Annotated in this window: 9 protein-coding genes; 3 read left to right on the forward strand and 6 right to left on the reverse strand. The window is 44.8% G+C overall.

Annotated features, from left to right (window positions below):
* Window positions 1-33 precede the first annotated feature (33 nt).
* The 6 genes from BUB28_RS11800 to BUB28_RS11825 are packed head-to-tail and all read right to left on the reverse strand — an operon-like array spanning window position 34 to window position 10,911.
* Window positions 34-5,718, reverse strand: coding sequence for an Ig-like domain-containing protein (locus BUB28_RS11800; protein WP_072951660.1), 5,685 nt, complete (start codon window positions 5,716-5,718; stop codon window positions 34-36).
* The gene (locus BUB28_RS11805) at window positions 5,715-6,656 is read right to left on the reverse strand and encodes a hypothetical protein (RefSeq protein WP_072951662.1); all 942 of its coding nucleotides are present in this window, start codon (window positions 6,654-6,656) and stop codon (window positions 5,715-5,717) included. The genes BUB28_RS11800 and BUB28_RS11805 overlap by 4 nt, the downstream gene beginning before the upstream one ends.
* Window positions 6,653-7,057: a hypothetical protein gene (locus tag BUB28_RS11810; RefSeq protein WP_072951664.1), complete on the reverse strand. Its 405-nt coding sequence runs from the start codon at window positions 7,055-7,057 to the stop codon at window positions 6,653-6,655. Before BUB28_RS11810 ends, BUB28_RS11805 begins: the two co-directional genes overlap by 4 nt.
* Window positions 7,058-7,070: 13 nt before the next feature.
* The gene (locus tag BUB28_RS11815) at window positions 7,071-8,771 is read right to left on the reverse strand and encodes a serine/threonine-protein kinase (RefSeq protein ID WP_072951666.1); all 1,701 of its coding nucleotides are present in this window, start codon (window positions 8,769-8,771) and stop codon (window positions 7,071-7,073) included.
* A 16-nt stretch (window positions 8,772-8,787) separates the two neighbouring features.
* Entirely contained in the window at window positions 8,788-9,567 is a 780-nt protein-coding gene (locus BUB28_RS11820) for a PP2C family protein-serine/threonine phosphatase (protein ID WP_072951668.1), read from the reverse strand.
* A gap of 12 nt (window positions 9,568-9,579) precedes the next feature.
* The gene (locus BUB28_RS11825; protein WP_072951670.1) at window positions 9,580-10,911 is read right to left on the reverse strand and encodes an FHA domain-containing protein; all 1,332 of its coding nucleotides are present in this window, start codon (window positions 10,909-10,911) and stop codon (window positions 9,580-9,582) included.
* Window positions 10,912-11,151: 240 nt separating this feature from the next.
* Here BUB28_RS11825 and BUB28_RS11830 point away from each other — a divergent pair, with 240 nt between their 5' ends.
* From BUB28_RS11830 to BUB28_RS11840, 3 genes are read left to right on the forward strand one after another with little or no spacing between them, the layout of a single operon-like run.
* Entirely contained in the window at window positions 11,152-11,661 is a 510-nt protein-coding gene (locus tag BUB28_RS11830) for a GNAT family N-acetyltransferase (RefSeq protein ID WP_072951672.1), read from the forward strand.
* Complete coding sequence (locus tag BUB28_RS11835; protein ID WP_072951673.1) at window positions 11,658-12,089, forward strand: YaiI/YqxD family protein; 432 nt, start codon at window positions 11,658-11,660, stop codon at window positions 12,087-12,089. The genes BUB28_RS11830 and BUB28_RS11835 overlap by 4 nt, the downstream gene beginning before the upstream one ends.
* Window positions 12,090-12,113: 24 nt before the next feature.
* Window positions 12,114-12,656 carry a GNAT family N-acetyltransferase gene (locus BUB28_RS11840; protein WP_072951675.1) on the forward strand — a complete coding sequence of 181 codons (543 nt, stop codon included), beginning with the start codon at window positions 12,114-12,116 and terminating at the stop codon, window positions 12,654-12,656.
* The last annotated feature ends 145 nt before the right edge of the window (window positions 12,657-12,801 follow it).

Here is a 12,801-nt window from a genome sequence, read left to right on the forward strand (position 1 = left end):
GGTTATGACCGTTTCTTCGTTATTTATACCTTATTACAGAAGTCTCTTCTTCCTCTTTCTGATGACAACAGCCGCAGCACAAGCAAGAAGTGCAGCCACACCTGCCGTTATCTTGAACCATGTCTTACGGAAAAGGAGCCTGAAAATATTAGTGGTAACGAGTATGTTCTTGTAATAATACTCCTCCTCATTTCCTGCCATATCCGTAAGGACTACACATACCTCACGGGCACTGCTGGAATTTGAGATATTGAAGGTACACTCATCATCATTGAGCCTTGTAGTTACAGGGAGACCGTCAACATAAACACGTATATTCTTCAGTACGATATTATCTGAAACCGAAAGCCTTGCAGTATAGCTCTCGCCTCTGTATGTTCTGTTATCGGCAATATTAAGCGGTATGCACAGAGGCTTCGTCTTATCGACGCAGAATGATACCTCTGCATTCTTCTTGTCAGAATCGCTTATATTTATATTGCCTGCTTCATCACATGAATGGATAGAAACTGTATACCTTGCATCATTGTCGAAATTGCGCGAGAAGATAGTATAGGTATACCTTGACCATTCATCTATACCGCCGCGGGTCTCTACCAGATAATCCAGTCCCTCCTTGAGTTCGATCATTTCCGAATCCTTTGTAATGAAAACGCTGTGTGCCTTTGCGTGCTTATCAGCGTTATACTCGGTAATGATAACGTCCTTTGGACGCGGTAGATATCCGCCGTTGAGAGCTGCCGTATCATTGCTGAGAGTAAATGTGGAACCAAATCTGTTGACAGAAAATCTGAATTTCTTTTCTATCTTGTTTGACGCATTATCCTCGGCAGTTGCCTTTATGGTATAGATATCGTCATACTCGGGCTTATTCGGGATATTATCGAAAACGTACTCATATCCGCCGTTCTTTTCGGTAAGACTGCCGCGGACGTCAACTACCTTTCCTCTGTTTGCGCCCTCAAGCTCTACCTTTATGGTCTCCTTCTTGATATTTGCATCGTCAAAACGGATACTCGGACGTATCTCCTTGCCGTTGTTTGATCTGCTTATATCACTGAAGCCGATAGTCGGCTTTTTAGTATCGATACAGAAGGTCTCGCTGTATGTATCGAGCTGATTTCCTGCCTTGTCGCGTCCCGAGACAGTTATCTCGTAATCGCCGTTCTTATCAAATTTAACTGTTGAAACGTAATCATTTCCGCTCTTTACCCAGTCGGAAGCCTTCGGGAAATCACCTGACTTATTGTCTAAAGTACCCGATATGGTTATCCTCTTAGGATCAAAGTTAGTCTCTGATATCCTGAACGTAGCCGTTACGGGAGCGTTATAGTAATGCTGATTTGAAATGTCCTTGTCAAATCCTACGCTCAGAGTCGGTGCTGTACGGTCGATAATAAATTCCTCGGAATTATATGTATCGGCTCTGAGGTCGCCCATATCTTTGCAATTGACAGTAATCTTGTATGTACCGTCCTTGTCGATATTGACCTCTGCACTGTACTGCGCAGTATCTGTGCCCTCTGTACCTCCTGTATGAGACCATGTAGGCATAGTTCTCTCACCGTTTATCATCACTTCTGCAAGTGAAGGATCAAAATTGCGCTCGGTTACAGTTATAACAGCCTTTCTGCCCGACTTGAATATATTCTTGTATTCGCTGTCTGCCGAGCCGTTTCCGTCAGTAAATTCGACCTTTATCACAGGCTTGACAGTATCTATGCTGAAATCCTCATAAACATAGTCCTGATCGGGATTTCCTGCATTATCGTTCATTCTCACGGCTATCCTGTTTCCGTTGGAATTCTGCAAGATCACAAGATCTCTCGTTACCTCAGTAACAAGGTTGTTTTCGGACTTATCCTCATTTATATTCCAGCTGTCAGCATCGGTATCCTCCTTGATGCCGTCCCTGTTTATTCCGAGTCTTGTTTCATTTTCACCCGAAACACTTGTAAATACATCTGCAATGCCCGAGAATGTATCACGGACTGTAAGCTTAGCGTTGACCTGTGAATTGTAAAGCGGCAAGCCGTTCCTGTCAGTAAAGCCCGTTTGCGGCAGATCAATGAATACGTGCTTCTCCGTTGAATGTTTTCCGCTGTTTTCGGTAATGATACCGAGAGTATCGGCAAAATCAGAGCTCTTTCCTACATTATCAACAGCGGTTATCCTTGCAAAGCCCTTGAAGTTTACAGGTATTTTAAGCTCCCACTCATCACCTGCTCCCTGAGCCTTGACATTGCTTACAATAATATTTCCGTCCTTGTCAAAGAGATCAGCCTTTACTTCTGAAATGCCTGAGCTCGGCACCGAATCCCCGACTCTTACCCTTATGGAAGTCTGACCGTCGGAGAAGGCTTCAAATCTGAAATCAGCGTCCCCGCGGAGTATATTTCCGCCGTTCATATCAGCTCCGGCAATAACAGGAGCATCAAGGTCAACGTATACTCTTTCCTCGGTTACGGGGCTGTCCAGCCATGCATTGTCCTTTGCAGAGAATTTAACCTGGATACTTCCGCTTTCGGAACGGTTATTGTAGCTTCCGTCCTCCTCTCTGCCAAGTCTGTGCAGATTACTGTATATCCTTACATTGTATTCGCTGTCTGCGGTACATCTGAGATATGCGTCAAAGCAGTCCTCCTCCGTACCCTTTTCAAAGGCAATGTAATACTTTCCTGCCTTCAGGAGCTCAGGGTCTATATTGTCACCCGCAATGAATGCAGGGCACTCATGACCGTTTATTTCGATATTAAGCTGACGTATACCCGAGCATTTATCGGGATTGACATCAGCTGCAAATATACTGAGCCTTATGTCCTCATAGCTGCTGTACCACTTTTTAACAACGATCTCATCGCCTTCTCTTACCTCCTGACGATGCACCTTTGAAGCATCGGAGGCATCAACGATACTGCTTAATGGTCTTGCGCTGTCGAATATGACATTTACCTTCTTGTCAGTTTTGTCCGACCTGAAAACAGAGCTGTTGCCCACATTATCTGTAGCCCTTACACTGAAATAGCTCTTGATATTTTTGCCTTTTATATCATCGTCGTTTATGATAGTCCAGAAGCCTTCGCTGTTATTATCGCGCCACATCTGCTTTTTGAAATCGTCATTATCGCCGATGTACCACTCTGCACTGCCTACGCCTGAGCCCTCTGTGCCGTCTGAGATATCGCTCATCGAAGCGCTGATAAACGTGCCGTTTTTAACGACATAATTTATCGAGCCGTCTGCTCCTTCGATTTTTTCTGCGCCTCTTATCATAAAAGGTTCGCCGCTGAATACAGGAGGAGCACAGTCCATGCGTACATTTATGGTGTACATTTTTTCAGTGCCCATGCCCGAATTGCCGCTGTTATCAACAGCATATACGTTGACTGTATCTCTTATAATGGTGTCCTTATATCCGTCAGCAGGCTTGAGTGTCACCTTGAAATTCTGAGTTTCCGTATCAAAGGTGAGTGACGGTACAGTTTTATGTGTATTCTTAGCGTCTTTCTTAGCCTTTTCATAAGCCGTGACACAGCTTTCAAGCTTTGCGGCTGCAATGCTTATTTCCGCAGCCTCCCCTGCTTTATCCTCATCTTTTTCAAGCTCTTTGAGCTTTGATGCATAGTAGGTTTCAAGCTCGCTGCAAACGCCTTTGTTTATGATCTTTTTATAATAATTATAGCTGTCGCCCTGATCTGCGTACTTGGCACTTATCTCCGAAAGCTCTGTTTCTCTGAGCAGCTCAATAAGAGCCTTTTCGGTATTTCTTACCGCACTGTTCTCGATATAGCACTTTATGGCAGAGGTATCGCCCCAGCCGCGCTCAGGTCTGTCAAATCTGTAATCCCCGACAATAACGGAAGCTATCTCCTGCTTGTCAACAGTAGGAGCATTTATAAGCTTCTCATATACATCGCGTATTTCCTTTTCCTCATAGTAAATGGTATCATTCTCGGGTATCGGACAATTCTCTCTGTCATGGATATCAAGAATATATTCCGCACCTTCCTTGCCATACCATTTATTCTCATCACGTTCCTCGGTATCGGAAACAGTCGGTGAATTCTTATCGTTATAGAAGCATATACTGTCTTCAAGACCGCTGGTCAGATCGTCAGAGTCCTTGATAACGTTCTTGACAAGGATAAAGACAGGATTTTTCATTACAGTTGTATTGATATTGAATTCCCTGTCACCCGGCTGGATAACAGCCTTTAAGGTCTTTAGTCCCGACGCATCCGAGCCTCCGAAGCACTCATAGCTGAGTAAGCTGCTGTCAAAATCCGCAGGGAAAGTCATAAGCGACTTATGCGGATCGGAGCTGTCAAGCGAGAAGCAATTGCCGCTTCTGAGTGTTATATCCTGTGAAGGCGCAAAGGTATAGCTTCCGAATCTTTTGAACTTCACATAGTGCAGCTCAATATCGTCCATATTCGGTATATACGGTATCCTGCAATAGCCCACAGGATCCTTATCGTCGCTCATGTCAGAGAACATTTTGCTCAGGTCTGCATCTTTTAACTTGCCGTATTTGTAACCGTTAAGGTAGAAGTTGCCCAGTTCAAGATAAGGCACACGGAAGAAGTATTTGTTGTCGCTGTCCTTTTCAACATGGAAGTAACGGGTAGTGTTCTTATCCTCCTCGCCTTCAAATATGCTTTTTACGCTTACCTTCCAGTTTACGCCTGTAACCACGAATTCAGCGTTATTGCTGTATCTGAACTGCGAAACATTAAGGAACTCGCTCAGCTTCACAAAATCTTCCACTACCTTGAAGTCATGGGATTTTGAACCGTCACTTACGGAAAGAGCCTGTCTCTCCTCTGCTTTTATCCTAAGCTGACCTATATCCTTCCAGCGCAGGATTCTGTCGGGTATCTCATTATCGCCTCTGTACAACTTATAATTATCCGACATTTTGAGCTTGAAAAGCCTCGGCGAAATGATATAACTTCCGCCCACAAAATTGAGCCTGTATTCATCATTTCCAATGCTTTCGTAAGTGAAATTAAGAGGACTTTCCACCTTTATAGTTTTTTCCTCGTCGCTCTCGACAAGGGTATACTCATCAACAGACTTTACAGTGATATCCGAACCGTTTTTGCAGAAGCCGTCCGCAGGTATGCCCGAAGCAATGACAGTTACTGCATCTGACGGCAGTTCTGCCTTGTAGTACGCATCATAGACCAGAGATGTGCCCGATGCAGACTTCCTTCTGTACTCTGTACTGCCAAGACTCAGCTTAGCATCTGAGGGTACATCATCACTGTTTACGGTAATAGTACCTCCGTTCTTACCGTTGTAATCATATGACGGTTTTTTCCCTTTGAATGCTGTTGATACGAGGAGAATAAAATTCTCCTCCGAAATACCGCCGTTTACAACAACATTATAAGTAACTTTGCTCTGCTGTGTAGTAGTTGATGTAGTAACAGTAGTTTCAACCGAAGTAGTTGTTGTCGTAGTTGCCGAAGTTGTAGTAGTTGTTGTAGTTGCAGTTGTGGTTTCGTCAGCAGTGCCGCTCTCCGTATTTTCTGCATCACCGCCGCCGTCAGTCACTTCAGTGCCATCATCGGGCACACCTACAGTATCGGTATTCAGCGCACCCAAAGTGGCAGACGCTGCCGATGCAGGCAATGTACCAAAGGAATGAGCAACGATAACAAGAGCTGCCGTAAAAGCTATTTTCTTTTTAAAATCAAAGATACCGTTATTCACTTTGACTTCCCTCCCTTTTTAACAACAAAAGCCACTGCCGCACTTACTAACAGCAATGAAGCTGCAAGTATGGGAGCAAGCATATTTCTTTTTTTTCCTTTTTCCGATCTTTCCGTCACCTTCTCCGAGACCTGAGCTTCTGTAACAGCAGCGGCAGAAGCTTTTGCTGAGGTTTCGGATATTGCAGCAGCCGAAGTTGCTGCTGATGTGGTGGTCGTCTTGACTGTAGTGCTTGTTGAAGAGGTTGTTGTAGTTTCTGTGGTCGTAACAGCGGCAGCGGAGCTGTTGTCTCCGTTATCGGCTGTATCTTCCGCAGACTGCTGAGAATTATTGTTATCTTCGTTATTGTTTATGTCAGTATCATCGGCTGTCCTTGTATGGCTGTTGTCCGTAACTGTTATCCTGCCGCCGTTAAGAGCAGAAAAACATTCCCTGCCGAACAAAGCCTCATCACTATTGTGAGTGAATATCATAACCTCGAAATCCCCTGCACTGTCAGGCATTGATATGCCATATTCTCCCGCAGGAGTATTTTCGGGTATATTGACTCTGAGTACGCCTAACTCTCCGTTATCGGTGACCTTTTTTCTTCCCGACGCTTCAAAGCAGGCAGATATTGTATTATCAGCGCAGTTGTATATATTTACCCCCGAAAGATTTCTTGCCCTCGCCTCAGCCTCGTAATCTCCGGCAAATCTGAGTCTGCCGTCAAGTGAAAAGAGTATATTGAGGGAAACGAAACCGCAGTTATTGTTTATGTATACGGGAACTTCCACAAGTGTATCTCCGCTGAGCTGAGACCTGTCTATCTCAAAGCTCCCCACGCTCACCTCTATATTCGAGGGAGCTTCATAGTCTGCCTCCGCATATAAGCATACACAGGCAGGCACTAAAGTCACAGCCGCAGCAAGACTGATGACAGAGTTTACAAGCTTCATTTATTTCTCCTGTTACCGTCAATAACATCGGGATCGGCGTTAATGACGATTATATTCCTTATCATTCTGAAATCGTTTTTCTTATCCTTATTGTTTGCCACAACTAAGGTGTCGCTGATATCCTGCTGTTTCTTCTTTCCCACAACAACGGTTATATTGCCGCTTGCTATCTCATCTTCGGTTATATCGGGAACAGCAGTATTATTGCTGACAGTACGCATATTTATAGCCGCAGAATGTACATTTTCCACAGGTACAGCAGGGCTTTTCCTCGATCTTATCTCGGATATCGTATTTGAGATGACCTTAAATCTTGCCACTATCATAAAGGCTGTTATCAGCAGGACTATGCCTATCCCAAGGAATATCTGCGAGATGATCTGCCATTCAAAAGAAGTCATATCCTACCTCCGCTCATTCCGAACCTTCTATGCTCTCAATGACTCTGTCGTAATAGTTAAGGATATATTCCTTAGCCACCGCAGCCGAGTCATCAGCGGCACCAAGTTTATCGGTCTTTGTTTTTATATCGTCAAGGAAGGCTCTTTGTTCCTCATAGGTTATCCCTGACTTTGCAAAATCGCTCATATTTGAATTTTCCAGATTAAGGAGAGTCTTGTAGGTCTCAAGAATGATTATCTCAGAGCCTGCATTAGCCTCCTCGACAAGCTTGTTCAGCTCGTTCATGCTCTTCCACAGATCCTCGGAGTAATTCTTCTTGAGCAGCTCATTTTCCTTTTTCTGTGTCTGGGAATAGAAATCTCCGATGGTACAGTACACCTGAGCTATCTCGTATTTATCGGGCTCACTGCGCTTGAATTCGGAGGTCTGAGCCTCCCTGAACCACTTCACGGAAGCTATCTTTCCCGAGATACTTCCGTTCTGGTCGGCGTTATTGCCCTCGTTCCCATAGAAATAGTAATACCAGTAAAGAATACCAAGCTCGTAGGCTATCTCCTCAAACTCGGGAGCTTCCTTGAGCTGATTGATATTTTCGTTTATAAGAGCAAGTATCTGTTCCGCCTCTTTAGCGTCAAATACCATGTCATTCTTGTATATCTCGATAAGCTTCAGATAAGCGTCCGCATAAGAGCCGTCGGCTTTTATAACTTCCTCGAACGCCTCTGATCTTGCGGAATACTCGCCTGTATTCTCAGCCCTTTCCACAAGCTTGTTGAAGTCCTCGTTCCTGCTCTTGTTCGCCATTATATTAGCAAACAGAGATACACCGAGGCAAAGCACTGCAAATCCCGCAATTATGCTTGCAGCACGGAGATAGGTGTGGTTATCCGTTCGCTCCAGCTCCTCATAAAGCTCATCGCAGGAGCGGTATCTCTTGGTCTTATCCTCATTAACGCACTTGCGTATTATCCTCACAAGACCTGCATTAGTGCCCTTGTCGAACACAAATCTTTCCGCAGAGCTTACGAACTCGCCGTTTGACGAAACGTTTTTAGGCTTCTTGCCTGTGAGCATATGGTACATGGTAGCACCTATATTGAATATATCGGTCTGCTCGTCCAGTTCCTGCTCATAGAACTGCTCAGGCGACGCATATGCGGGCGTATAGGCGAAAGCACCGCTTCGTCTTTCGATAACAGAACCGAAATCAATAAACTTCAACCGTCCGAACTTATCAGGTCTGCGTGAGTTCTCAAAGTCCTCCTCGTTTCTCACCACCATGATATTATCGGGCTTCATGTCGCTGTGTATAAGTCCGCACTTATGTATAAATGACATTACACGGCAGATATCCTTTGAATATCTGAGCATGGTCTTATGGCGGAAGGGACCATATGCAAGGAGAGAGTCCATAGAGACTCCGTTGATATAGTCCTGAACTATATACAGTGCGTCGGGATCATTGTCGATGATCTCGATTATATTCGGGAAAAAGGAGTTCTTCGCGTCCTTTTCATAAAATTCCTTGATAAGCAGAGACTCCTGCCTTGCATTGTAAGCATCTGTGCCGTTGGTCTTCATTACCTCTTTAACGGCACGCTGAGCATTATTTGCTTTCAGATCGACAGCACGGTAAACTACGGAAGTACCGCCTTTGCCTGCAACATTGACGATCTTATATCTGTTTTCAAGGACAAAGCCTTTGTTTAGCAAATAGATCTCCTCGCTTTCAGAAGAGTTTTACCATAAGGGCGGTGATATTGTCTTTTTCTCCGCGCTGTATCACTAAATCCTTCAGCTTTTCGAGATTAGACTTCATAGTCTTTTCATCTTTGTTAGCAGAGGGACAAAGTGCCTTTTGTATCTCCTCAGATGATATCTTCTTCCTGAACCCGTCAGAGCAGAGCATATACACATCACCGCTGCTGTACGGGAATATGCTGTAATCGTAAGAGGTATCATCGAGACCTGCGCCGATACAGTTTGTGAGCTGATTCTGTCTCGGGTCCTTTTCAGCCATTTCCTGAGTTATAATGCCGTCCCTTACCTCCTGCGCCACAACAGAATGGTCTGAGGTAAGGACCTCTATCTCATCGTTGGTTATCTTATAAAGACGGGTGTCACCAACATGGGCGGTGAGTATATTCCCGAACTTAGGATTTATGAGCACCGCCGTAAAGGTAGTTGCCATATCTGAGGAATGGCGGTCAGCGTAGTCGTTTATACGCTCATTCAGTTCATGGAGACGGTCATCAAGAGACTCCCTTATTTTTAGGATAGAAGCGGAATTTCTCATAAGCTCCGCAAAGTCATCTGCAAACCATTCGTTTATGCGCTTGCAGACATAGCCGCTTGCCTTTTCGCCTGCGGAAAGACCGCCTACGCCGTCGCAGACTGCTCCGAAGAATATTTTATCGCCATCATATTCGGCTTCGGAAATAAAAAGTGAATCCTGATTCACCTTTCTTACAGCACCCTCGGTAGTCACGTAAGAGAAAAAGTATTCCATACTCCTTCACCGTCAGCTTTCTTCAAAGAATGTATAACCTATGCCGTGGTACAGGAAATTGCAGCCTGAAAATACGCTTATCCTGTCGCCTACAGCCACATCGTCCCCTTCAACGCTAAGGGACTGGCAGGAGATATTTTCGATAAAAATGCTGTGTCTGTTCTTGGTATTGTCACGCCCTACTATCATGCCCGAAAGCTCCGCACAAGTAAAGGGATATACAAAAACAGGTATCCTTTCCTTGCTTGAGGAGTTGATGATATAGGCGAGCTTTTTCATATTAGCCTTCTGCTGAGGAGCCTTTTTCGCATCTGCTCCCTTATCGCCGATAATGACCGTAGCAGAATCCGTATCGTTCACATTGAATACGAAAGGAAGATCGCATATATATATAACATCGCCGCTGGTAAGCTTTTCCTTGATTATGCGCTCACCGTTCTCGGCATAGCTGTTGAGGAATGTTCCGTTTGCAGACTCCTTGTCCTCAACGTAAAATGTACCGTTTTCATAGCTTATGACAGCGTGTACCTTTGACACAGTACCCTTATCCGTAAGAGCAAGGTCATTTCCTGCACGTCTGCCTATAGTAAACGGAAAATGGTCGATAGGTATTTCCCTGTTGTTCTCGTCCCTCAGAAAAGCAGGGCACTCGGATACGCGCCTGCGGCTTACAAGGATAGTGTGGTCTAAGTCATCATCAACAACAGCAGGCTTTTCCGCAGCAGCAGGCTGAGGCTGTTCAGCCTCATTCATATCAGGCAGCATCAGCACCTCATGGAGCATCTTGTAAAGCTGCGTAGGCGAGATAAATCCGCTCTTATTCTTTGAGTTGTTGACATATTCCTCAAGAAAGTAGTTGTATTTCTGCATAACAGCACCGTTTGAAACGGTAAAGTTGGCATTCTTGTTCACCTTCATAAGGAATTTTGCTGTATTCGTACACTTATAGGTGTGGTTCAAAAGCGGAAGATAAGCCACATAGAGCTTCTGCTTTTCCACGCTGTAGAAAACATTTTTCGGATCATTTATCAGAAAATTGTCCATAGGGAGCCCGAGAGAAGCGCAGTACTCCAGTATTTTCTGGAACTGGCTGATTATCCCGAAATACTTATCCTGTGTCATTGTCTGCCTGACATATTCCGAAAGCGCAGTCATGTTGGTAACGTCATATTTAAGTACATTTCTTGTTGCAGTTTTCTCCCATCTTACACTGAGAAGTCCCTTATCAGTATTCTCATTGATGAGCTTGAGTAGATCTTCGTTGATCTGATCCTTCTTTTTCAGTCCTGTCTGCAAAAATGTATCACAGCCCTGATAAAGAAGCTTGGTAGTAATTCCGGCCATTTCCTCACCCCTAAGTGAAATAAAGCGCGTTTGATCCGCACATAAAAACATTTTATAAATTACGATCACATGAACACCTGATACCATGATCATTCAGTGATATACATACAAATTTATTATACCACTTCATAAAGGTTTTGTCAATATTTCAAATATGTTTACAGTAAAAAATGATACAAACTGCAAACATTGAATTTTTCGCCCGAATGTAGTATAATTAAATAAAAAAGGAGAAAAGGAATGTTCAGTCTCAGACCTGCAAATACTGCCGATATAGAAAAAGAATATATCTTTGTGCGGGATATCCCCGCCGATGAAAACGGCTTCATCAACGACTATCCCGATATAAGCCGCGAGGACTTTGATGACGCACTTGATACGCTTATAGCTAATTCATACGGCGAAAGGCTGCCCGAGGGCTATGTGCCTGCGACCACATACTTTTTATGGCACGATGATGACATTGTAGGCGAATTCCAGCTCAGACATCATCTGTGTCCCTCACTTATAGACGGCTCAGGACATATAGGCTACTATATAGCTCCGAAATACCGCGGAAAGGGCTACGCCACCGAGGGTCTCAGACTGCTTATCGAGGAAGCGCGAAAAACTATTACCGAGGACGAGATATATCTCCGCGTCAGGAAAAGCAATCCTGCATCGCTTAAAGTCATGCAGAAAAACGGTGGCTGGGTCCGCCATGAAGATGCCGAGTCATACTTCGTCCGCATAAAAAAGGAGCAGAAATGAAGATATTCATAGATGCAGACGGCTGTCCCGTAACGGATATCGCCGTCAGGCTTGCAAAAAAGCACTCTGTCCCATGTACTATTATATGCGATACAGCTCACTCCATATACCGCGACAGAGCAGAGACCATAATCGTTGACAAGGGCGCGGACAGTGCGGACTTCCGACTTGTGAACCTCATAACCGCAGGCGATATCGCTATTACTCAGGATTACGGGCTTGCCGCCATGTGTCTCAGCAAAAGGGCTGTAGTCCTCAATCAGGACGGAAAGCAGTACACTGAGGAAAATATATCAGGACTCCTCTCATTCCGCGCAGTTTCCGCTAAAATACGCAGAAGCGGCGGCCGCACAAAAGGTCTTCCCAAGCGTACAGCCGAACAGGACAAAGCCTTTGAAACCGCGCTTTCGGAGCTTTTGAAAGCATAAAATAACCCAAAAGGAGAAACTATCATGCATCATTCAGGCACTTTCACTATAGATACTCCCCGACTTCTGCTGCGCAGATTTGAGCCGCAGGACCTCGAGACCATGCACAGGAACTGGGCATCTGTCTCATCTGTGCAGATAGAGTACGGAGAACCCGTTTACAAGACAATTGACGAGGCAAGAGGACTTCTCGAACAGTATATCAGCGGATACAGCTCCGAAAGCTTCTACCGCTGGGCGATAATAGAAAAGGCAAGCGGCGAAAACATCGGGCAGATAGCCTTCTGCCGCGTATACGAAGAACTGCGCACAGCCGAGATAGAATACTGCATTGGCACGGCATTTCAGGGCAATGGCTATGCAGGAGAGGCTCTTTCCGCAGTAATAGAAAATGTATTCAGACACACGGATTTCCTGAAGCTTGAAGCCTATCACCGCGCCGAAAACACAAAGTCGGGACGAGTTCTGGAGAAGTCTTCAATGCATATCACAGACAATGTTGAACGTTTCCGACGGGAAGGTCTCGAACCCGAAGGCGAAGTCTGCTATTGCATTGAAAAAAGCTGAGCTAAGCGTATCATTCGATACGCTTTTTATATTTATTCTCAGAACAGCGAGCAGCGTGACGCTGCACCCTCGCCACGTTGTCGCTTGTTACACGCACTCACTCTTTTCAAAACCGTTATTTGTACTTCGCTTACGGCACATTTAA

It is taken from the genome of Ruminococcus flavefaciens (assembly GCF_900143025.1).
GTDB lineage: Bacteria > Bacillota > Clostridia > Oscillospirales > Ruminococcaceae > Ruminococcus > Ruminococcus flavefaciens_I.